The organism is Streptomyces sp. NPDC057445 (genome assembly GCF_042802855.1).
Taxonomy (GTDB): domain Bacteria; phylum Actinomycetota; class Actinomycetes; order Streptomycetales; family Streptomycetaceae; genus Streptomyces.
Window position 1 is genome coordinate 661,745 of sequence record NZ_JBHVDH010000002.1, and the last position, 21,485, is coordinate 683,229.

The window sequence follows — 21,485 nt, forward strand, 5'->3', positions numbered from 1 at the left end:
CGCGCGGTACGCACACGGGTCACTGCGTCCCGGTGCCGGCCCCTTGTTCCGCCTTCGCCAGCTCCGACTTCCGGTACGAGTACCCGAAGTAGATGACCAGGCCGATCAGGAGCCACACGGCGAAGCGCACCCAGGTGTGCCAGGACAGGAACGTGATCAGCCACAGGGAGAACAGCGCACCGATCGCCGGGACGTACGGCATGCCCGGACAGCGGAACGCCCGCGGCAGATCCGGCCGGCGGTAGCGCAGCACGGTCACGGCGACACACACCACGACGAACGCCAGCAGAATGCCGATGTTCGTCAGCTCCGCGGCCTCGCCGATCGGCAGGAACCCGGCGATCAGCGCCGAGGCGAAGCCGACGATCCAGGTGACCCGCACCGGCACATGCCGCGTGGGGTGCGTCTTCGCGAACCAGTGGGGCAGCAGCCCGTCCCGGCTCATCGAGAACCACACCCGGGTCACACCCAGCATGAAGGTGAACATGACGGTGAGAATGCCGATGATCGCGCCGACCGCGATGACGTTCGCGAGACCGCTCAGACCGACCGCCTTGAAGGCCGAGGAGAAGCCGCTCTCCGGGTCGATCTCCGTGTAGTTCTGCATACCCGTCAGCACCAGGCAGGCCGCCACGTACAGCACCATCGAGATCGCCAGCGAGTACATGATCGCCTTCGGCATATGGCGCTGCGCGTCCTTGGCCTCCTCGGCCGCCGTCGACATGGCGTCGTACCCGAACACCGCGAAGAACACCGTCGCCGCACCCGCGAACGCCCCGCTGACGCCGTAGGGGAAGAACGGGTTGTAGTTGGCGGTGTCGATGTGGAAGACGCCGACGGCGATCACCAGCAGCACGACCAGGACCTTCAGCCCCACGACGACCGTCTCGAACCGGGCCGCGTTCTTGATGCCGAGCGTCAGCAGATACGCCGTGAACAGACACAACAGCATCGCGAACAGGTCGACCTCGTGCCCTTCGCCCGTTCCCGGCGCGCCCAGCATCCACGAAGGCAGCTGCGCCCCCGTCTCGCCGAGGAGGAAGTTGAAGTACCCGGAGATGCCGATCGCGACGACCGCCACGATCGCCGTGTACTCCAGCAGCAGATCCCAGCCGATGAACCAGCCGGCCAGCTCACCGAGTACCGCGTACCCGTAGGTGTACGCCGACCCCGCCTTCGGGATCAGCCCCGCGAACTCGGCGTACGAGAACGCCGCGGCCGCGCTCGCCACGCCCGCGATCAGGAACGAGAGGAGGACCGCGGGGCCCGCCTTCTCGTGCGCCACCGCCCCGGCGAGGGTGAAGATCCCGGCGCCGATGATGCCGCCGACCCCGATGGCCGTCAGCTGCCACAGGCCGAGTGATCGGGTGAGCTGTTCGCTGGGGATGCCTTCTTCGATCTGTTCGATGGGCTTGCGGCGCAGCACGCCCTGCCCCATCCGTAGCCCGGCCATGAGTCACCTCTTCGCAGACTGCTGTCAGCCGATGGCGGCGCATGACAAACCGGGGCGGCCGGTGGCGGAAGACGACATGCGGTGACCGCGAGGTGAGAGGTCCGGGCAGGTCAGGGAACCACCGTGACGGGCCAGCGCCCGGCCTTCACCAGCCGTACCGCCACCGAGCCGACGATCCGGTGTCCCGCCGACTCCGACGCGCCCACCACCACCGCGTCCGCCTTCAGCTCGTCAGCTGCCGTCACCAGCCCGCTGTACGGATCACCACGGAAGGTGTGGAACTCCCAGCGTACGTCCCAGATGCCCCGCACTCTCTCCACGCCTTCCCGGATCTCCGCGACCAGCTCCGCCGCGACCTCCTGGGTGGTGTCGGCGACCGGGGCGCCCAGCGCGGCGCCCGCCGGCATCACCGGCTGTACGTACACCACCGCCAGCAGGGCGTTCTGCCGACGGGCGAGTCCGCCCGCGTACGCCGCCGCCCGCAGCGACGAGTCGGAACCGTCCAGGCCCACGACGATCACCTTCGGACCGTCGGTGCCACGCTCGAACCCCTGGGGCTGCCGCTCATTCACACCACCGAGGTTAGGGCCTGTCCTCCGGGATCCACCGGCCCGGTCCACCGCACACCGCCACCGCCGCCGACAGGCGGCGCGGCCACGGTCTCCCTAAAGTGCGGAACATGAGTGTCACGGTGGCGGAGCGCTCAGCCGTTGCCCGTCGCGGCTTCAGCAGCAAGGTGCCGGGCGCCTTCGCGATGTTCTTCGCCCTGCTGGGTGTGTTCTGCGCGCTGATCGCGCTGATCGCGCCCCTGCGCAGGCTGCTCCGGCCCGTCGCGGCGTTCCTCGACTGGATCGCCGTACCCGTCAGCGCCAACCTCGCGTACGCCGTCTTCCTGCTGCTGCTGGCCGCCGCCATCGGCGCCAGGAAGAAGGCGGCCTGGTGGCTTGTGGTCGCCTATCTGGCGCTGATCGCCTTCAGCGACGTCCTGGCGATCTCCTTCGAGCGTGACTGGCTCTGGATCCCCAGCCTCGCCGTGTGCCTGACCGCGCTGGCGCTGCTGGTCGTCGCACGACGAGAGTTCTACGCAGCGACCCGGCGCGGATCCCTGCGCCGGGCCGTTCTCGTTCTGATCCTGGGGCTCGCCGCAGGGATCCTCGCCGGCTGGGGACTCGTCGAGCTGTTCCCGAACGACCTCGTCCCCCAGCAGCGGCTGCTCTGGTCCGCCAACCGGGTTCTCGGCGGACTCGTCTCCAGCGCCCAGTTCGACGGCACCCCGCCCCGCGCCCTCTTCTTCCTCCTCGGCCTGTTCGGAGCCCTTGCCCTGCTGAACTCAGCGGCTACCCTCTTCCGCTCCCAGCGCATGGAAGCCGCCCTGCACGGCGACGAGGAACCCCGCATCCGCGCGCTGCTCGGCGCCTACGGCTCCCAGGACTCCCTCGGTTACTTCGCCACCCGCCGCGACAAGGCCGTCGTCTTCGCGCCCAGCGGCAGAGCCGCCGTCACCTATCGGGTCGAAGCCGGGGTCGCCCTGGCCAGCGGAGACCCGGTCGGCGACAAGGAGGCATGGACCCCTGCGATCGAGGCGTGGCTGGACGTCGCACGCCGCTACGCCTGGGCACCCGCCGTGATGGGCGCGTCCGAGGACGGCGCCAGAGCGTACGCGCGCTCCGGGCTCGGCGCGATACAGCTCGGCGACGAGGCGATCCTGCACGTGGACCGCTTCGACCTCGACGGCCGGGACATGCGGGTCACCCGGCAGGCCGTCAACCGGGTCCGCAGACTCGGCGTCACCGTCAGGATCCGTCGGCATTCCGCGCTCGGCGACGAGGAGATGCAGCGGATCACGCACCGGGCCGACGCCTGGCGCGACACCGAGACCGAACGCGGATTCTCCATGGCCCTCGACCGGCTCGGCGACCCGGAGGACGGCGACTGCCTGCTCGTCGAGGCGTATGCACCCGGTCCAGACGCGGGCCCCGAGGACGAGGCCAGGCTGGTCGCGCTGCTCTCCTTCGTGCCCTGGGGACGCGACGGGATCTCGCTCGACGTCATGCGCCGCGACCGCGACACCGCCCCCAACGGCGTCATGGAGTTCATGGTCGCCGAGCTCTGCGCGCAGGCACCGCAGCTCGGTGTCCGCCGCATCTCCCTCAACTTCGCGGTGTTCCGCTCGGCCTTCGAGGAAGGTGCCCGGATCGGCGCGGGACCCGTTCTGCGTCTGTGGCGCAGGCTGCTGCTCTTCTTCTCGAGGTGGTGGCAGCTGGAGGCCCTCTACCGGTCCAACGTGAAGTACCAGCCCGCCTGGTACCCGAGGTTCCTCTGCTACGGGGACGCCGGTTCGCTCGCCCGCATCGGCCTCGCCTCGGCGATCGCCGAGGGCTTCGTCGCCGTACCGAGCATGCGCAGACTCCGGGGCAACGGACGGCCGCGCCCGGGCGCCGGGCCGGTGGCGGGCACCGAGGGACTTCCGGCGATCGACGCGCTGGAACTCGCCGGGCCCGACACCGTGCGCCCGATGGGGGAGCGCAGACTGCCCGAGCAGGTGCGGGTCCGCCACCGCAAGCTCGAGCGGCTGCGCGAGCGGGGCATCGACCCCTATCCCGTCGGGGTCGCGCCACGCACGGGCGCCCTCGCCGAGATCCGCGCCGCCCGTCCCTCACCGGCGGCCGGGACGCGCACAGGCGAACAGGTCACCGTCGCCGGACGCGTCATGGCCGTACGCGACTTCGGCGGAGTCGTCTTCGCGGTGCTGCGCGACTGGTCCGGCGATCTGCAGATCGCCTTCACCCGCGAAGGGTCGGGCGCGGAGGTCCTGGACGCTTTCACCAAGGACGCCGACCTCGGCGACCACATCACCGCCACCGGCGAGATCGGAGCCAGCGACCGCGGCGAGCTCACCGTCTTCGCCACCTCCTGGCAGCTCACCGCCAAATGCCTGCGCCCGCTGCCCGACAAGCGACGCGGCCTCGCCGACCCCGAGGCCCGGGTCCGCCGCCGCTATCTCGACCTCGTCGCGAGGCCCGACGCCCGCAGTGTCGTACGGGCCCGCTCCACCGCCGTACAGGCACTGCGGCAGGGGCTGCTCGACCGCGGCTATCTCGAGGTCGAGACCCCGATGCTGCAGCAGATCCACGGCGGCGCCAACGCCCGCCCCTTCACCACCCATATCAACGCCTACGACCTCGACCTCTATCTGCGCATCGCCCCGGAGCTCTATCTGAAACGGCTCTGCGTCGGCGGCATGGAGAAGGTCTTCGAGATGGGCCGCACCTTCCGCAACGAAGGCGTCTCGTACAAGCACAACCCCGAGTTCACGATGCTCGAGGCCTACCAGGCCTTCGCCGACTACGACGTGATGCTCGACCTCGCGCGCGAACTCATCCAGGGCGCCGCCACCGCGGCCTTCGGCTCACCCGTCGCGCACAGGACGGAGCAGGACGGCAACCTCGTCGTCCATGACATCTCCGGGCCGTGGCCGGTCAGAACGGTCTACGGCGCCCTGTCGGAAGCGCTCGGTGAAGAGGTCGACGCGGACACGGACGAGGACACGCTGCGGCGGCTCTGTGATCCGGCCGGAGTCCCGCACCGCCCCGAGGACACCCGCGGCGACATCGTCCTGGAGATGTACGAGCGGCTGGTGGAGGAGAAGACCCAGCTGCCCACCTTCTACAAGGACTTCCCGACCGACGTCTCCCCGCTGACCCGCCAGCACCGCCGCGACCCGCGCCTCGCCGAGCGCTGGGACCTCGTCGCCTTCGGCACCGAACTGGGCACTGCTTACTCGGAGTTGACCGATCCCGTCGAGCAGCGCCGACGGCTCACCGCCCAGTCGCTCCTCGCCGCGGGCGGCGACCCCGAGGCGATGGAACTCGACGAGGACTTCCTGGACGCGCTCGAGTTCGCGATGCCGCCGACCGGCGGGCTCGGAATCGGCGTCGACCGGCTCGTGATGTTCCTGACGGGCCTCACCATCCGGGAGACACTGCCGTTCCCGCTCGTGCGCCGCCACTGACCGTCCGTCGGATCGAACCGGTGTGTAAACCGATACCCCCTTCGGGTGCTTTCGTACTCCGAACCGGTGTTGCTGAAGGCCGCCGGACGGCGCACATGGCAGCCATTGCTCATGAAGAAGGATCAGATGCCACCGGGGCGGCGGTCGCTGCTGCGCATCGCCGCCTGCGTCGGGGCAGCCGCCGTCGCACCCCTGCTGAGTCCTGAGTGGACGCGCACGCCCGACCGGCCGGCGACGGTCCCGCCCGCCGGAGGCCCGAAGGCGGCCGTCCGGTACGACGCTTCCGCGTACCGCCTGCAGCCCATGACGTCGTTCGCGCCGTACCTCATGACCAGGGCCGCAACACCCGTACGCCGACAGCCCTTTCTGAGCCTCCCGGCCATCGGCCACGCCATGGTGCTGACCTTCGACGACGGACCCGACCCCCGGTACACCCCGCGCATCCTGAAGACCCTGCGCAGATACGGCGTACGTGCCATGTTCTTCGTCTGCGGAGAGATGGCGGTGGGCCATCGGGATCTGCTGCGGGAGATGGCCGACGACGGGCATGTGGTGGGGAACCACACCTGGTCGCATCCGCTGATCCCGAGGCTCCGGCCGTACCGTATCCACGAGGAACTCGCCGAGACGAGCGAGCTCATCGAGAGGACCCTCGGCGCCGCGCCCCTCTGGTACCGGGCGCCGTACGGAGCGTGGAACCGGCATTCGTTCGAGATCGGCGCCGAACTCGGTATGGAGCCGCTCGCCTGGACCATCGACACCCTCGACTGGCGAGAGCCCGGGACCGGCGCGATCGTCAGCAGTGTCCTGGAGGGTGCCGAGCCCGGGGCGGTCGTCCTCTCGCACGACGCGGGCGGCGACCGGTCGCAGAGCGTGGCCGCACTCCGCCGCTATCTGCCGGCGTTGCTCGACTCCGGGTACCGGATCACGGTACCCGTGCGCTGAGCCGGGACGGGGGCGTGACGCAGGGCCGCCGGCGTGCCCGGCCGACGGCCCCACGGCCCCTCGTACAGCTCACCGCGAGGAGATCATGCGGGCGAAGACGACGACGTTGCCGTCGTAGCCGCTGACCTTGGAGTAGCCGCCGCCGCAGGTGATCACTCGTAGCTCCGGGCTGCCGGTGTCGCCGTAGACGCGGGGGCCGGGGAAGTTCTGCTTGGAGAACACCTCGACGCCGTACACCTCGAAGACGGCGGTCTGCCCGTCGTATCGGGCCACCTCGATGTGCACGCCCTTGCGCAGCGACCCCAGACCGTAGAAGACGGCCGGCCCCCCGGCGTTGTCGACATGGCCGACGATCACCGCGGTGCCCTGCTGGCCCGGCGCGATGCCGTTCTGGTACCAGCCGGCCAGGTTGGTGTCCTGCGGAGGAGGCGCCTGGATCCAGCCGTTGGGGTCCAGGCCGACGTCGACGATCGGTGCGTCGACCCGGATCGCGGGGACGGAGATCCGGGACGCGGGGGCGTACGCAAGCGGCTCAACGGTTCCGTTGAGGGAGAGCGAGTTCTGGTCGAGGCGGCGGCTGTCCAGGCCCGCGGCCACCGCGGGCTGGGGCGGACCCATGCCGATGTCGACGCCATTGCGCACCAGCGCGAGGCCGGTGAGCATGACGAGAGCCAGTACGCCCCAGGGTGAGCGTCTTCTGGACTCCGAGCCGGTGTAGTCCTGGCCCATGGTTCTCCCATCTCATCGTCTGCAGGCACGTTAAGCACACCGGCCATGGGCGGCGACCTGAGAGGGGCGAACGGGTGGTTCGGCCACTTGGGATGACCCATACGAGTGCATAGGCATATGAGATGTCCGACGGGTCCGTGACCTGCGGCTCCGTCAGATCGAGGCACTGCGCACCGGCGTGTCGGCTCACCGGGGTGGACCAACCCCGAAATGCGGCGAATGTGCAACTCGGTGAGTGTTCGTCATGGAGGGCGTTTTCGTCGAATCTCCCGGAGCACCGTTCCGGGGCGCCATCCACTGGAGGTTCAACCATGCGTGCTTCACGCGCTCTCGCGGTGAGTATCACCGCATGCGCGGCGACGATGGGGCTCACCGTGCCCGTGGTCGCCGCCACCAGCACCGGGGGTGGCACCGGCCCGAGGAACATCTCCCTCTCCCCGTCCGCGGTCCACCAGGGCGGCACCATGAACATCCATGTCGATGGCTGCAACCGCGGTGGTGTCGTCACGTCCAACGCCTTCCCCACGGCCAACCTCAACTCGTTCGGCGACCGCGGGGGGTACGGCCCGAACCGCGGCCAGGGCGGCAGCCCGAATCGGGCCCGCAACGACGACCCGGCCGGTACTGCGACCGGCAACAGTCCTGATGAGGTCGGGAACGCGAACCCGAACCCGAACGCGAACCCGAACGCGGACGCGAGCCTGGACACGAGCCTGGACATGAACCTGTTCCAGGAGCCGACCCCGACCCCGACCCCGACCCCGACAGCGACAGCGACCGCGACCGTCACCGCGACCCCGAGTCCGAGCGCGAACGGCAACGGCAACGGCAACGGCAACGGGAATGCGACCGTGAACGGCAACGGCCGAGGGGACAACAACGGCCGAGGGGACAACCACGGCCGAGGGGACAACAACGGCCGAGGGGACAACAACGGCCGAGGGCAGAACAACGGCAACGGGAACGGGGTCGGTGGCAACAGCGGCCGTGACAAGGACGGCCGTGACAAGGACGGCCGTGACGAAGGCAACGGCAACGGGAACGGGGTCGCCGGGGACGGGGCCGGGAACGGCAACGGGAACGGCAACGGCAACGGCAACTTCAACTTCAACTTCAACGGTGACGGATTCAACAACAACGACCGTGACCGGGGCCGTAACGACCGTGATCGGGGCCGCAACAACGGCCGGGGCAACAACTTCAACAACTTCAACAACTTCAACAACTTCGACAACGGCGTTGCCGAGGCCACGGCCCGGATCTACGACAACGCCACGCCGGGCCAGTACAACCTCGCCGTCCGGTGCAACGACAGCAACCGGGTCGCCACCCGGACCTTCACCGTGCTGCGTGCCCAGGGGGCGCAGGGCGGTCTGGGCGGTTCTCTCGGACCCTCCACCAAGGAGATGGCCGTGGGCGGCGGGCTCGTCGCCGCAGCGGCGATCGGCGGCGCCGTATTCCTCGTTCGCCGTCGCATGAGCAGCGGAAAGGCATGACCGGCCGAACCTCCCGGTCGGCCCGAACCGCCCGTCGCCCCGAGTCCTGGACCAGGACTCGGGGCGACGGGCTTCATTCACGGGGCGGGGCGCTCAGTGCAGACGGCTTCCCAGGTGCCTGCGCACCACGTAGAAGACGCCGCCCGCCGCGACCAGCACGAGCACCGCGCCGGTCGCGATCTTGCCGGCGTTCATCTCGCTGACAGCGCCGCCGAGACCGCCCTTGACGCCCTGGGGGGAGGCGGTGGACGTCGACTGCGTCGTCGGCGTCGCCGTGCCGCCGGAGATGCTCAGGTCGGTGGTTCCCGACTGGCCGTTGCAGGTGAACGTCACCGAGTACACGGCACCCCGCCTGGCGTCCCGGTCGACCGTCGCCGTGCCCGTGAGGCCGGGCGGGATGGTGACGGTGTCGAAGACGCCGGACGAGGCCGTGGCCGACGTGGGGCAGCCGGACACGGACAGGGTGACCTGCCCGCCCGGTGCCACGGTCGACGGGGAGACGGCGAACGAGAACGGCTGCTTGCGCGGCGGGCCGGCGGCGCCGCCCGCGCCGTCGGCACTGGCGGCACTGGCGGCAGTCGCGAGGGGAGTGGTCAGGGCGAGGGCGGCCGCTCCGAGCAGAGCGGCGGACGCAACGGGTATCGCGCGCATGGTCAATCCTCCGGGTCCCCGAGGAGCAGCTGCGGAACGGGTTTCCACAAAGGCAGGGAATGCACCTCGATGACCGAAACGCTAGGAGCGCACTATCACACCCGCGATCGCTGTAGGACGAATGGGGCATGTGCGTCACCCGAGCGGCGGACATCGGAGTCTCCGCAGCCTGCGCCGCCCGGGTGTCACGTCGTCAGCCGCGGGCTTGGGGGAAGAGGGCGAGGAACGGATCGGCCGTGGCCGAAATTCCTCTGCCGAACGGTGCGTCGAAATCCCAGATCAGAAAGAGCAGAAAGGCGATCAGGGCGCTGAACAGCCCGGCGAGGAGCAGCTCCCGGAAAGTCCGGCGAATCTGCAGCGTAAAGATCAGGCCAACGGTTACCAGTGCGCCGGTGATCAGTCCGAACCACACCACCCCGGGCATCGTCGCCTCGATGCTCTGCCCCCTGGCCCCTCTCGCATCGTCGGCCGCCGCGACCTGGTCGACCAGTGGCTGATAGGCCTGCCCCTCGTGGTCCGTCTTCGGTACATAGTCCGTCACATCCCGCCGGACCTGCTGGAGGAGCCGGTCGCCCTTGTCCGTAAGGGAACCCCGCTCGACCATGTGGCGCCACTCGGTGTCCACGACATGGGTGACATAGGCGTCGACGTCCTCACGGATACGGGTTCTGACCGCCGGCGGGTAGACCTCGGCGCGTGCCGAGACCTCGTGGAGTGCCTGCGCCTCGACGCGCACCGAGTCCTGTGCGGCGCTGCGCGCCTCCCATACGCCGGCGATCGCCAGGCCCAGGACGATCGCGTACACCACGCCGATCATCATCGTCATGTACTCGATGACATCGGGGGTCTCCGTCGGGTCGTCGTTCTCGCCGATGCGGCGGTTGTTGATGACGGTGATGGTCAGTACGACGGCGCAGGCCGCGGCCATCGCGATCGAGAGTACGGCCCATTCCGACACGGGTACCTCCGGGGGCTAGCGGGAGCGGGGACGCAGAAAGGCCGCGGCGAGTACCGCGGGCGCGGTGACGAGGAGCGTGAGCGAGACCAGGGAGGGGCCGCCCCGTGGCTCCTTGCGCGGGGGTCGGCGGTAGTCGGGGATCGCGACCGGGGCGGGCGAAGGGGGCTTCGGCCGGACCGTCGGTGAGGGAGACGGTGAGGGAGGCGGCGGAGGTGGTGCCTGCCGGGGCTCGACCCGCGGTGGCAGTGGCGGTGGAGGCGGAGGTGGAGGCGGAGGCGGAGGAGGCTCCGGCGGGGGCGGGGCCGGCCGCGGCGGAGGAGGGGGCTCCGGGGCGGGCGACGGCCCGGCCCAGCAGCGACCGCTGCCCGTGACAGCGACGTTGGAGGCAGAGCCGTCCCGGCCGATCGAGGCGTACGAGCAGTTGTCGGCGGCGGCAGGCGCGGGGGCCGCCAGCAGCCAGGCGAGTGCGGCGGCCGACAACAGCCGCCCTACGAGCGATCCGTACACGCCGATGAGCATGATCCGCAGACGCCCCGGACACGCCGGAACGGTCGGCGATTCGCCTGATGGAGGGGTTGTCGGGCGCTCTGGTTTGCGGCTCCGCAAGATTTTTTCCGGCCCGTTGAACACAACGAGCCCTCCCGCCCGTACCTAGGGCCATGAACGGCGCACCTACGCGCCGCAAGAAGATCAGGTCTCACGGGAGTTGACATGAATACCTGGCGGAACGCCTCGCTCGCGGTGACTGCAGCGGCCGTACTCGCGCTGACGACGGCGTGCGGTCAGGAGACTGGCACGACAACCCCCGCAGGTCAGGCGGTCGGTGCGGCCAAGCCGGCGGGCCAGCCGGCCGCCGGCGGCTACGGCGCCGACTACAGCGGGGCCGGTGAGGCGGCGTCCGCCCCGAAGACCGCCGGACAGCTCGCCGTTCTGGACAGCAAGAAGCTCGGCAAGGTACTGACCGACAGCGAGGGATGGACCCTCTACCGCTTCGACAAGGACACCGTCAGCCCGCCGAAGTCGAACTGTGAAGGCGACTGCGCCAAGGCCTGGCCCGTCGTGGCCGCGGGCGATGTCACGGCCGCGCCCGGGACCGACGCCTCGCTGATCGGAGAGGTCACCCGTGCCGACGGCAGCAAGCAGCTCACCATCGGCGGCTGGCCGATGTACCGGTACGCCAAGGACACCAAGCCCGGTGACACCAAGGGCCAGGGTGTGGGCGGCACTTGGTTCGCCTCGGCTCCCGACGGCAAGAAGGCCGCCGCCGGAGGCGCGGGCGACGGCGCGGAAGAGGCCGGTGGCGAGGCCGCGGACCTCGCGGGCCTGTCCGTCCGCAAGGACCCCAAGCTCGGCGACGTCGTCGTCGACAAGAACGGCATGACGGTCTACCGCTTCATGAAGGACTCGGCCTGGCCGATGAAGACCGCCTGCACCGGCGCCTGCCTCGAGAAGTGGCCGGTCGTGGAGCCCGTCGCCAAGAACGACACCGAGGGCATCCTCAAGAAGGGCTTCGTCACCTTCGACCGTCCCGACGGGATCAAGCAGCAGACCATCGACTGCTGGCCGATCTACACCTACTCCGGCGACTCCAAGCCCGGTGACACCAACGGGCAGGGCGTGGGCGGCACATGGTACGCCGTCTCGCCCCAGGGCAAGCCGGTCGGAGCGCCCAAGTAGTCCCCACACAGCGCTTCGGCCCCGTCCGGCCCGTCTTCCACGCCTCCGCGTGAAGGCGGGCCGGACGCACGTGCCGAAGGCATGTGTGACCAAGAACGGACCGTTAATTTCCGTTTCTGCTCGCTCTCTTGGCGGCCGATCAGTAGCCTCGGCTCGAACACCGGCCATATACATGGCCGTACGTCCCGTGGCGACTTGTTGGAGATATCAATGGAGCGTCCCGCCTGGGCTCCGCCGGGCATCGACATATCGGTGCCGAGCGTGTCCCGCATTTACGACTACTACCTGGGCGGCTCGCACAATTTCGAGGTCGACCGGGAAGCCGCACGCAGGGCCATGGAGTTCGTTCCTGGCCTCCCGAAGATCATGCAGTCCAACCGGGCCGTGATGCGCCGAGCCGTCCGCTTCGCCGTGAGCGAGGGCGTCACCCAGTTCCTGGACATCGGCTCCGGCATTCCGACCTTCGGCAATGTCCACGAAGTGGCCCAGGAGGCCAGTCCCGGAGCGCGCGTCGTGTACGTCGACCACGACCCGGTCGCCGTCGCCCACAGCCAGGCCGTGCTCGAGGGCAACGACGACGCGGGCATCGCCGGGGCGGACCTGCGCAAGCCGCGCGACATCCTCGACAGCCCCGAGGTCGCCGACCTGCTCGACCTGGACCGCCCGGTCGCCCTGCTGCTCGTATCCGTCCTCCACTTCATCGAGGACGCCGACGAGCCGCACCGCGCGGTGGCCGAGCTCCGGGACGCACTGGCGCCCGGCAGCCTCATCCTCGTCACCCATGCCGCGTACAACGGCATCCCGGTCCCCCAAGAGCGGGTCGGCGGCGCCGTCGGGGTCTACGAGAACATCCGCAACCCGCTCATCATGCGCAGCCGCGAGGAGGTCGCGCGGTTCTTCGACGGGTTCGAGCTGGTCGAACCGGGACTGGTGTCCATGGGCGACTGGCGGCCCGACACCCCGGCCGAGCAGGAGGACCCTTACGCCTTCTCCGGCTTCGCAGGGGTGGGGCGCAAAGCGTGAAGGTGCCGTCGCAGGCGACGGGTTCCGCGGCGGACCCGGACGGCCTCGAGGACAGACTCCGGCGGTTCGCGACCATCTGGAGCCGGGCGATCTTCCCGGTGACGGCCACGTCGCTGACCCGCGCCGAGTTCGAACAGCATCTGCTGCCGCTGGCACGGAGGTTGAGCGACGCGCTGCACACACGTCCCTTCGACACCACGGCCGCCCAGCGGGTGGGGGCCGCGCTCGTCGACGCCCACTGCACCGATCCGGACGCGCTCAGCCGCACACTCGGCGTCGTGGACTCCTATCTCGTTCTCTACTGCGGGAACAGCCAGGAGCCGGCGGAGGACAGCCGCGCCCGCTGCGCCCGGCTGCAGCACGCGCTCTCGGCCGGGTACGCCCACGCGCTGCGCGAGCGCACCCTGACCGAGCAGGAGGCCATCGCACGCTCCGCTCTCGCGGCGCGCAGCGACGCCATGGAGGCCCTGCACGCGACCGAGACACGCTTCCGCGCCGTGTTCGAGGGTGCCGCGGTCGGCATCGGCATCGCGGACCTCGAAGGCAACGTCCTGGAGGTCAACGACACCCTCACCCGGATGTTCGGGGGGCTGGAACACCACGTCCGCGGTCGCAGGGTCCAGGACTGGTCCCACCCCGAGGACCGGCCGCACGTCTGGGACCTCTACGACGAGCTGGTGCGCGGGGAACGCGAGCACTTCCGGGTCGAGAAGCCGTTCTACCGCAACGACGGCACGGTGCTGTGGACCAATCTGACGGTGTCGCTGCTGCGGGACGCCGAGGGGAACCCGGAGTACCAGCTGGCGCTGATGGAGGACACCACCGAGCGCAGGCTGCTCAACCTCCGGCTGCGGTACGAGGCCACGCACGACGCGCTGACGGGCCTGCCCAACCGCACGCTCTTCTTCGAGCGGCTGGAGAAGGCACTCGCCGCCCAGGAAGGGGCCCGTTTCGGCCTCTGCTATCTGGACCTCGACGGCTTCAAGGCGATCAACGACAGCCTCGGCCACTCGGCCGGTGACCGGCTGCTCGTCGAGATCGCGGACCGGCTGCAGAGCTGCGCCACCGCGCCGGGCGAGATGGTGGCCCGGCTCGGCGGCGACGAGTTCGTGGCCCTGACCACCGGACCGGACAGCGCACGTGAGGTGCGTGACCTCGCCGGCCGGATCCTCGGCGTCCTGTCCGGGCCCGTCATGCTGGATGGGCGTGAGATCAGCGTCAGGGGCAGCATCGGGATCGTCGAGGGGGTGGCCGGTGAGCGGACCTCCGCGGAGGTGCTGCGCAGCGCCGACATCACGATGTACCGGGCCAAGGCAGCCGGCGGCAACCGCTTCGAGTTCGCCGACCCGGAGGCGGACGCCCGCGCGATCACCCGGCACGGGCTGACCATGGCCCTGCCCGCGGCGCTCGAGCGCGGGGAGTTCTTCATCGAGTACCAGCCGCTGGTGCATCTCGGCGACGGCAGCGTGCACGGGGCGGAAGCGCTGGTGCGCTGGTGCCACCCGCAGCACGGCGTACTCGGCCCGGACCGCTTCATCCCGCTGGCGGAACACACCGGGCTCATCGTGCCCCTGGGCCGCTGGGTGCTCCAGGAGGCCGTGCGCCAGGCCCGGTTCTGGCACGAGCAGTTCCCACTCGTCGGCGGCGCGAGGCCGCTGCGGATCAACGTCAATCTGTCGCCGACCCAGCTGCATCACCCGGGCCTGGTCGCCGACACGGTGGACGTCCTGGAGCGCTCGGGGCTGGAGCCCGGGGCACTGTGTCTTGAGGTCACGGAGTCCGCGCTGATCGGCGCGGACGAGGATCTGCTCAAGCCGCTGCGGCAACTGGCCGAGATGGGTGTCGACATCGCGCTCGACGACTTCGGCACCGGCTACTCGAATCTGGCCAATCTGCGGCGTCTTCCGGTGAGTGTCCTCAAACTGGACCGCTCCTTCACCCAGGGCATGCAGCGGCACCCGGCGGACCCTGTGGACATCAAGATCGTCGAAGGCATCGTCTCGCTGGCCCACAGCCTCGAACTCGCCGTCACGGTCGAGGGCGTCGAGACGGGCGCGCAGGCGGAGCAGTTGCGCGAACTGGGCTGTGACACGGCCCAGGGCTGGTACTACGCGCGCCCGGGTCCGCCGGACCGCCTGCACGCGTTGTCCCTGGCGGACGCGGTGTAGGACGCGGGTCGTGGGCAGTCGGTCCGAGGGGCGGCGGGGGCGCCCCCGGACGGAGTGCGCGAACGGGTGGGCAGGTGACGGACGGCAGCCGGTACGGCGCCACCCACCGGACATCACACGTCCGGGTCAGGGCCCGCCGCTCCTCGCCGCGAGCCGAGCAGCATCCGCTGGAGCTCTCGGGCCGCCCGTGGCGGAGCCACGTCGCTGCGGTGCGCGAGCGCGATCGTCCGCCGCAGACCCGGGGGAGCGAGTTCGGTCACGCGCAGGTCGCGCCCCGCTCTGTCCGCGACCATCCGGGGCACCACCGCCACCCCCAGCCCGGCCCGGACAAAGCCGAGCACCGCGTCCATCTCGCCCCCCTCCACCGTGAACGACGGTTCGAAGCCCTCCGCGCGGCATGCCGCGACGGTCAGTTCCCGCAGGTCGTATCCGTGCCGGAACATCACGAGTGGCTCCCCCTGGAGTTCCGCGATCCGCACCGGCCTGCCCGGCGCGGGCGCGGCCGGGCGGGCATCTCCCGGGCCATGCCCAGGGGCCGACACCACCACCAGGTCCTCCTGCAGCAGTTCCACCGTCGTCAGCGCCGGTGAAGGCGTCGGCAGCGGGAGCACCACGAGCGCCAGATCCAGTGCGCCGCGCGCCAGCTCCCGCACGAGATCGTGGGAGCCGCTCTCCTCGATCAGCAGTTCGATCCCCGGGTGCCGATCGTGGAAGGCCCTCAGCACCTCGGGCAGCAGGCCCGTGCACACACTCGGCGTCGCCCCGAGCCTGACGCGCCCGCGCCGCAGTTGCGCCAGCTCCTGGACCTCATGGCGGGCGGTGTCCGTGTCGGCCAGGATCCGGCGGGCGAGCGGCAGCAGCGCCTCGCCCGCGTCGGTGAGCGCGATATTGCCGCGCGCGCGGCTGAAGAGCTCCGCGCCCAGTTCCTTCTCCAGGGCCCGGATCTGCTGGGACAGCGAGGGCTGCGACACATGCACCTGCTCGGCGGCCCGGGTGAAGTGCCGGGTCTCGGCCACGGCCACGAAGTACTGGAGCTGCTGGAACTGCATGTCCTCCACGATAGACGCCTCGATAGGCACAGCCTATGGATATGAGCCGCACCATGTCTTGGACCTCTCGGGAGGACCGGCCTAGCGTCGTGTCCATGGCTCTGGCAACGCGGACGGACCGACGACCGTCCTTGACGCGCACCCTCTGGGGATCGACCGTCGGCAAGAAGTCGGTGATGGCCGTGACCGGTCTGATCATGCTCGGCTATCTCGTCGTCCATATGCTGGGCAACCTCAAGATCTTCTTCGGCTCCGACGAGTTCAACGGCTACGCGCACTGGCTGCGCACCCTCGGCGAGCCCTTCCTCCACCACGAGTGGGCCCTGTGGATCGTCCGCGTGGTGCTGCTCGCCGCCGTCGTGCTGCACGGCGTGTCGGCCTACCAGCTCAGCCGGCGGGACATCAAGGCGCGCCCCAGCAAGTACGTCCACAAGCGGCCGCGCGCGAGCTACGCAACCCGCACCATGCGCTGGGGCGGGATCATCCTCGGTCTGTTCATCGTCTGGCATCTGCTGGACCTGACCACGCTCACCGTCAACGAGAACGCCGAGCACGGGCGCCCGTACCAGAACGTCGTCGCGACCTTCTCCACCTGGTACGGCAACACCGTCTACCTCGCCGCGATGCTCGCCCTCGGCCTGCACGTCCGGCACGGCTTCTGGAGCGCCGCTCAGACCCTCGGCGTCGGCAACGCGCATCGCGACCGCGCCCTCAAGACCGCCGCCAACGTCCTCGCACTGGCGCTGACGGTGGGCTTCATCTCGGTACCCGTCGCCGTCATGACCGGATTGGTGAGCTGACATGAACGACCACGTCGACCACAGCGCCTACGAGACCGGCGAGCCGATCGCCGACACCAAGGCGCCGGAAGGGCCCATCGCGGAACGCTGGGACCGCCGCCGGTTCGAGGCGAAACTCGTCAACCCGGCCAACCGCCGCAAGCACACCGTCATCGTGGTCGGCACCGGCCTCGCCGGCGGCTCCGCCGGAGCCACACTCGCCGAACAGGGCTACCACGTAGTCCAGTTCTGCTACCAGGACTCACCGCGCCGCGCCCACTCGATCGCCGCCCAGGGCGGCATCAACGCGGCCAAGAACTACCGCAACGACGGCGACTCCGTCCACCGTCTCTTCTACGACACCGTCAAGGGCGGCGACTTCCGCGCCCGAGAGTCGAACGTCCACCGTCTCGCCCAGATCTCCGTGGAGATCATCGACCAGTGCGTCGCCCAGGGCGTGCCCTTCGCCCGTGAGTACGGCGGTCTCCTCGACACCCGCTCGTTCGGCGGCGTCCAGGTCTCCCGTACCTTCTACGCCCGCGGCCAGACGGGACAGCAACTGCTCCTCGGCGCCTACCAGGCGCTCTCCCGGCAGATCGCCGCCGGCAACGTCGAGATGCACCCCCGCACCGAGATGCTCGACCTGATCGTCGTCGACGGCCGGGCCCGGGGCATTGTGGCCCGCGATCTCATCACCGGCAGGATCGACACGTACTTCGCCGACGCGGTCGTGCTCGCCTCAGGCGGCTACGGCAACGTCTTCTACCTGTCGACGAACGCGATGAACTCCAATGCCACCGCCGTATGGCGCGCCCACCGGCGTGGCGCGTACTTCGCCAACCCCTGTTTCACCCAGATCCACCCCACCTGCATCCCGCGCACCGGCGACCACCAGTCCAAGCTGACGCTGATGAGCGAGTCGCTCCGCAACGACGGCCGGATCTGGGTGCCGAAGGCCAAGGGCGACACACGACCGGCCAACGAGATCCCCGAGCACGAGCGCGACTACTACCTGGAACGCATCTACCCCTCCTTCGGCAACCTCGTGCCCCGCGACATCGCCTCCCGCGCCGCCAAGAACGTCTGCGACGAGGGCCGCGGAGTCGGCCCAGGCGGCCAGGGCGTCTACCTCGACTTCGCCGATGCCATCGCCCGGACGGGCCGGGCGAAGGTCGAGGAGAAGTACGGCAACCTCTTCGACATGTACGAGCGGATCACGGCGGAGAACCCGTACGAGGTGCCGATGCGGATCTATCCGGCCGTGCACTACACGATGGGCGGCCTCTGGGTCGACTACGACCTTCAGACCACCGTGCCCGGGCTCTTCGCCATCGGGGAGGCCAACTTCTCCGACCACGGAGCCAACCGGCTCGGCGCGTCAGCCCTCATGCAGGGACTCGCCGACGGCTACTTCGTACTGCCGTCCACCATCAACGACTACCTCGCCCGCAACCCTCACCCCGAGGCCGTCGACGCCTCCCACCCGGCCGTGGCCGAGGCGCTCGCCGAGACCGAGGACCGCCTCAACCTGCTTCTCGCGGTCGGCGGCGACCGCACGCCCGACTCGTTCCACCGTGAACTGGGCGAGTTGATGTGGGAGTTCTGCGGAATGGCCCGCACCGACGAGGGCCTGCGCAAGGCACTGGAGCGGATACCGCGGATCCGGGAGGAGTTCTGGCGCCGGATCAAGGTCCCCGGCACCGGCGAGGAGTTCAACCAGTCGCTGGAGAAGGCCAACCGGATCGTCGACTACCTGGAGCTCGCCGAGCTGATGTGTCTCGACGCACTGGCCCGTGCCGAGTCCTGCGGCGGCCACTTCCGCGAGGACTCGCAGACCCCTGACGGCGAGGCCGCGCGGAAGGACGAGGAGTTCTCGTACGCCGCCGCCTGGGAGTTCACCGGTACGGGCGAGGCCCCCGTCCTGCACAAGGAAGACCTCGTCTTCGAGTACGTCCACCCCACTCAGCGGAGCTACGCATGAAGCTCAGACTGCGCGTCTGGCGCCAGAAGAACGCCGATGCCCCCGGTGCCATGGCCACCTACGAGGTGGACGGCATCTCGCAGGACATGTCGTTCCTGGAGATGCTCGACACCCTCAACGAGGAACTCATCCTGCGCGGCGAGGACCCCGTCGCCTTCGACCACGACTGTCGCGAAGGCATCTGCGGCGCCTGCTCGCTCGTCATCAACGGCGACGCCCATGGCCCGGAGCGCACCACCACCTGCCAGCTCCATATGCGGTCGTTCCGGGACGGCGACACCATCGACATCGAGCCATGGCGGGCCTCGGCCTTCCCCGTGGTGAAGGACCTGGTGGTCGACCGATCGGCCTTCGACCGGATCATCCAGGCCGGCGGCTACATCACCGCACCGACCGGCGCCGCCCCTGAGGCGCATGCCACCCCGGTCCCCAAGGCCGACGCCGACTTCGCCTTCGAGCATGCCGAATGCATCGGCTGCGGAGCCTGCGTCGCGGCCTGTCCCAACGGTTCCGCGATGCTCTTCACCTCCGCCAAGGTCAACCACCTCAATGTGCTGCCGCAGGGCTCGCCGGAGCGCGAGACCCGGGTGCTCGACATGGTCGCGACCATGGACGAGGAGGGCTTCGGCGGCTGCACGTTGACCGGTGAGTGCGCCACGGCCTGCCCGAAGGGCATTCCGCTGCCCTCGATCGCGGCGATGAACAAGGAGTGGCTGCGGGCGACGCGGAAGGCCGGGCGGTAGCCGCTCGCGCCGGCCCGCCCGTGCGGCTCCGGGCGGGCCGGACAGGCAGGACGGTCAGGCGGCGCCGGGGTCAGATCTCGGGGAACACCGCCGGCACGCCGAGCGCCGGTGCCACCGCCCCCCAGATCGCGGACTGCGCCGTCGCCAGGTCCACCTTCGGGTCGCCCAGCATGAGGCGGATACCGAACCCGTCGCACATCACCAGCAGCTGTGTGCTTGTCGCGTCGACGTCGAACGCGGCGAACTCGCCCGAGTCGATGCCGCGCCGCATTGCCTGGCCGACCCAGGTGTGCAGCTGGTCGTAGAGGTCCACGGCGAAACTCCGGGCCGTCTCGTCACGCAGTGCCCGCACCCACAGTTCCTGCCAGAGCCGCCAGTCCTGGCGCAGCTCCGGGTCGGTGGGGAGCAGACTGTGCAGAATGCGCGCCAGGATGACCGACGCGGGCACCGAATCGGCGTCCCGCTCGAGCTCCGTCCCCGTCTGGGCGAAGGAGTGCTTCATCGCCTCGGTGAAGAGCTTCTCGCGGGTCTCGAAGTGGTAGTGGAGCAGTGCGGTCGAGACCCCGGCGTGCTCGGCGACCATACGCATACGGATCTTCTCGAAGCCGACCTCGGCGATCACTTCGCACGCCGCGGAGAGGATCCGCTCGCGTGTTTCGCGAGTGCGTTCGGCCATGGCCACGTCGGTGCTCCCTGGGGTCGGTCGATCCGGTCGGTCGTTCGTGCGGTGTCCCCGCGGCGCCACCGGGTGATCCCATGCGGCGCCGCCTCCCATCTTCGCGTATCCCCGCCGTCCGCGGGCCGGGCCCCTTGCGGTCATGGATACGTGTGGAAGCCGCGGCCCGATTTGCGGCCGAGCAGTCCCGCCTCGACCATCCGGGACAGCAGAGGCGGCGGCGCGTACAGGGGCTCCCGGAACTCCTCGTACATCGACTCCGCGATGGCCCTGGTCGTGTCCAGACCGATCAGATCGGTCAGCGCCAGCGGCCCGAGCGGGTGTGCGCAGCCCAGCGTCATCGCGCGGTCGATGTCCTCGACCGACGCGGTGCCCGCCTCCGCCATCCGTACGGCGGCCAGCAGATACGGCACCAGCAGCGCGTTGACGACGAACCCCGATCTGTCCCGTGCCCTGACCACCTGCTTGCCCAGCACCCCGGAGGTGAAGGCCTCCGCCCGCAGGGTCGTCTCCTCCCCGGTCAGCAGGGACGGCACCAGCTCGACCAGCGGCAGCACGGGCACCGGATTGAAGAAGTGCAGACCCACCACCTGCTGGGGGCGGGAGGTGGCCGCGGCGAGCCGGATGACCGGGATGGACGACGTGTTGGTCGCCAGAATCGCGTCCGGGCTGTCCACCACCGCGTCGAGCCGGGCGAACACATCCAGCTTCACGGCCTCGTCCTCGGCGACAGCCTCCACGACCAGATCACGGTCGGCCAGTGGTTCCAGGCCAGGGACCACGTCGACGCGGGCCAGGGCCGCGTCCCGTTCGGCGGCGGACAGCTTGCCCTTGTCCGTGGCACGCCGCAGCGAGCCGGCGATCCTGGCCCGGCCGGCCTCCGCCGCCGCGCGGTCGGCCTCGGCCACCACGACGTCCAGCCCCGCACGCGCACAGACCTCGGCGATTCCGGACCCCATCAGTCCGCAGCCCACGACGCCGACCCGCTCGATGCGGTACCGCTCGGCTCCGGCCATCGGCTCTCCTTCCCGAGTGGTTCAGTGGATTCGGTCGTCCGGGGGGGGGGCGGGCGGCCGCCGGGGGCCCCCCCGCCCCGGCCGCCCGCCCCCCGCCCGCCGGGGGGCCCAGCCGTAACGCCCGGCCCC

General features: G+C 70.0%; 16 protein-coding genes and 1 pseudogene. 9 read left to right on the plus strand and 8 right to left on the minus strand.

Going from position 1 to position 21,485, the window contains the following annotated elements:
• Positions 1-19 precede the first annotated feature (19 nt).
• Both ACFU5O_RS07695 and ACFU5O_RS07700 read right to left on the minus strand, forming a co-directional pair.
• Positions 20-1,453, minus strand: a complete 1,434-nt coding sequence (locus ACFU5O_RS07695; protein ID WP_384237611.1) for an amino acid permease — start codon at positions 1,451-1,453, stop codon at positions 20-22.
• A gap of 110 nt (positions 1,454-1,563) precedes the next feature.
• The gene (locus tag ACFU5O_RS07700) at positions 1,564-2,025 is read right to left on the minus strand and encodes a universal stress protein (protein ID WP_384237613.1); all 462 of its coding nucleotides are present in this window, start codon (positions 2,023-2,025) and stop codon (positions 1,564-1,566) included.
• A 107-nt stretch (positions 2,026-2,132) separates the two neighbouring features.
• Between ACFU5O_RS07700 and lysX the strand changes: the two genes are divergently transcribed.
• Both lysX and ACFU5O_RS07710 read left to right on the plus strand, forming a co-directional pair.
• The gene (lysX, locus tag ACFU5O_RS07705; protein ID WP_384237616.1) at positions 2,133-5,465 is read left to right on the plus strand and encodes a bifunctional lysylphosphatidylglycerol synthetase/lysine--tRNA ligase LysX; all 3,333 of its coding nucleotides are present in this window, start codon (positions 2,133-2,135) and stop codon (positions 5,463-5,465) included.
• A gap of 111 nt (positions 5,466-5,576) precedes the next feature.
• A complete protein-coding gene (locus ACFU5O_RS07710) occupies positions 5,577-6,410 on the plus strand; it encodes a polysaccharide deacetylase family protein (protein ID WP_384237619.1) in 834 nt (277 codons plus the stop codon).
• A 69-nt stretch (positions 6,411-6,479) separates the two neighbouring features.
• Here ACFU5O_RS07710 and ACFU5O_RS07715 read toward each other — a convergent pair whose 3' ends face one another.
• Positions 6,480-7,139, minus strand: a complete 660-nt coding sequence (locus ACFU5O_RS07715) for a class F sortase (RefSeq protein WP_384237622.1) — start codon at positions 7,137-7,139, stop codon at positions 6,480-6,482.
• 987 nt (positions 7,140-8,126) lie between these two features.
• Here ACFU5O_RS07715 and ACFU5O_RS07720 point away from each other — a divergent pair.
• A pseudogene (locus tag ACFU5O_RS07720) lies at positions 8,127-8,635 on the plus strand (hypothetical protein).
• A 93-nt stretch (positions 8,636-8,728) separates the two neighbouring features.
• Here ACFU5O_RS07720 and ACFU5O_RS07725 read toward each other — a convergent pair.
• Together ACFU5O_RS07725 and ACFU5O_RS07730 are read right to left on the minus strand one after the other, a co-directional pair.
• A complete protein-coding gene (locus ACFU5O_RS07725; RefSeq protein ID WP_384237625.1) occupies positions 8,729-9,286 on the minus strand; it encodes a hypothetical protein in 558 nt (185 codons plus the stop codon).
• A 193-nt stretch (positions 9,287-9,479) separates the two neighbouring features.
• Entirely contained in the window at positions 9,480-10,244 is a 765-nt protein-coding gene (locus ACFU5O_RS07730; protein WP_384237628.1) for a hypothetical protein, read from the minus strand.
• A gap of 711 nt (positions 10,245-10,955) precedes the next feature.
• Between ACFU5O_RS07730 and ACFU5O_RS07735 the strand changes: the two genes are divergently transcribed.
• From ACFU5O_RS07735 to ACFU5O_RS07745, 3 genes are all read left to right on the plus strand, one after another.
• Entirely contained in the window at positions 10,956-11,921 is a 966-nt protein-coding gene (locus ACFU5O_RS07735) for an SCO0930 family lipoprotein (protein WP_384237631.1), read from the plus strand.
• Between the two features lie 210 nt (positions 11,922-12,131).
• Complete coding sequence (locus ACFU5O_RS07740; protein WP_384237633.1) at positions 12,132-12,944, plus strand: SAM-dependent methyltransferase; 813 nt, start codon at positions 12,132-12,134, stop codon at positions 12,942-12,944.
• Positions 12,941-15,112, plus strand: coding sequence for a putative bifunctional diguanylate cyclase/phosphodiesterase (locus tag ACFU5O_RS07745; protein ID WP_384237636.1), 2,172 nt, complete (start codon positions 12,941-12,943; stop codon positions 15,110-15,112). Before ACFU5O_RS07740 ends, ACFU5O_RS07745 begins: the two co-directional genes overlap by 4 nt.
• Positions 15,113-15,225: 113 nt before the next feature.
• Here the strand turns inward: ACFU5O_RS07745 and ACFU5O_RS07750 are convergent, their stop codons facing one another.
• Entirely contained in the window at positions 15,226-16,161 is a 936-nt protein-coding gene (locus ACFU5O_RS07750; protein WP_384237639.1) for a LysR family transcriptional regulator, read from the minus strand.
• 95 nt (positions 16,162-16,256) lie between these two features.
• On the opposite strand from ACFU5O_RS07750, the gene ACFU5O_RS07755 reads away from it, so the two are divergent.
• From ACFU5O_RS07755 to ACFU5O_RS07765, 3 genes are read left to right on the plus strand one after another with little or no spacing between them, the layout of a single operon-like run.
• A complete protein-coding gene (locus tag ACFU5O_RS07755; RefSeq protein WP_384237641.1) occupies positions 16,257-16,961 on the plus strand; it encodes a succinate dehydrogenase in 705 nt (234 codons plus the stop codon).
• A gap of 1 nt (position 16,962) precedes the next feature.
• Positions 16,963-18,921, plus strand: a complete 1,959-nt coding sequence (locus ACFU5O_RS07760; RefSeq protein WP_384237644.1) for a fumarate reductase/succinate dehydrogenase flavoprotein subunit — start codon at positions 16,963-16,965, stop codon at positions 18,919-18,921.
• Positions 18,918-19,664, plus strand: a complete 747-nt coding sequence (locus ACFU5O_RS07765; protein ID WP_384237647.1) for a succinate dehydrogenase/fumarate reductase iron-sulfur subunit — start codon at positions 18,918-18,920, stop codon at positions 19,662-19,664. Before ACFU5O_RS07760 ends, ACFU5O_RS07765 begins: the two co-directional genes overlap by 4 nt.
• 70 nt (positions 19,665-19,734) lie before the next feature.
• On the opposite strand, the gene ACFU5O_RS07770 is transcribed toward ACFU5O_RS07765, so the two are convergent.
• Positions 19,735-20,340, minus strand: coding sequence for a TetR/AcrR family transcriptional regulator (locus ACFU5O_RS07770; protein WP_384237650.1), 606 nt, complete (start codon positions 20,338-20,340; stop codon positions 19,735-19,737).
• Positions 20,341-20,480: 140 nt separating this feature from the next.
• On the minus strand, positions 20,481-21,356 hold the full coding sequence (locus ACFU5O_RS07775) for a 3-hydroxybutyryl-CoA dehydrogenase (RefSeq protein ID WP_384237653.1): 876 nt from the start codon (positions 21,354-21,356) through the stop codon (positions 20,481-20,483).
• Positions 21,357-21,485 lie beyond the last annotated feature (129 nt).

Bases quoted from the DNA above. Each gene is read 5' to 3' on its own strand.
- ACFU5O_RS07695 (WP_384237611.1), bottom strand. From the start codon at position 1,453: ATGGCCGGGCTACGGATGGGGCAGGGCGTGCTGCGCCGCAAGCCCATC.
- lysX (WP_384237616.1), top strand. From the start codon at position 2,133: ATGAGTGTCACGGTGGCGGAGCGCTCAGCCGTTGCCCGTCGCGGCTTC.
- ACFU5O_RS07710 (WP_384237619.1), top strand. From the start codon at position 5,577: ATGAAGAAGGATCAGATGCCACCGGGGCGGCGGTCGCTGCTGCGCATC.
- ACFU5O_RS07715 (WP_384237622.1), bottom strand. From the start codon at position 7,139: ATGGGCCAGGACTACACCGGCTCGGAGTCCAGAAGACGCTCACCCTGG.
- ACFU5O_RS07725 (WP_384237625.1), bottom strand. From the start codon at position 9,286: ATGCGCGCGATACCCGTTGCGTCCGCCGCTCTGCTCGGAGCGGCCGCC.
- ACFU5O_RS07735 (WP_384237631.1), top strand. From the start codon at position 10,956: ATGAATACCTGGCGGAACGCCTCGCTCGCGGTGACTGCAGCGGCCGTA.
- ACFU5O_RS07740 (WP_384237633.1), top strand. From the start codon at position 12,132: ATGGAGCGTCCCGCCTGGGCTCCGCCGGGCATCGACATATCGGTGCCG.
- ACFU5O_RS07750 (WP_384237639.1), bottom strand. From the start codon at position 16,161: ATGCAGTTCCAGCAGCTCCAGTACTTCGTGGCCGTGGCCGAGACCCGG.
- ACFU5O_RS07755 (WP_384237641.1), top strand. From the start codon at position 16,257: ATGGCTCTGGCAACGCGGACGGACCGACGACCGTCCTTGACGCGCACC.
- ACFU5O_RS07760 (WP_384237644.1), top strand. From the start codon at position 16,963: ATGAACGACCACGTCGACCACAGCGCCTACGAGACCGGCGAGCCGATC.
- ACFU5O_RS07765 (WP_384237647.1), top strand. From the start codon at position 18,918: ATGAAGCTCAGACTGCGCGTCTGGCGCCAGAAGAACGCCGATGCCCCC.
- ACFU5O_RS07770 (WP_384237650.1), bottom strand. From the start codon at position 20,340: ATGGCCGAACGCACTCGCGAAACACGCGAGCGGATCCTCTCCGCGGCG.
- ACFU5O_RS07775 (WP_384237653.1), bottom strand. From the start codon at position 21,356: ATGGCCGGAGCCGAGCGGTACCGCATCGAGCGGGTCGGCGTCGTGGGC.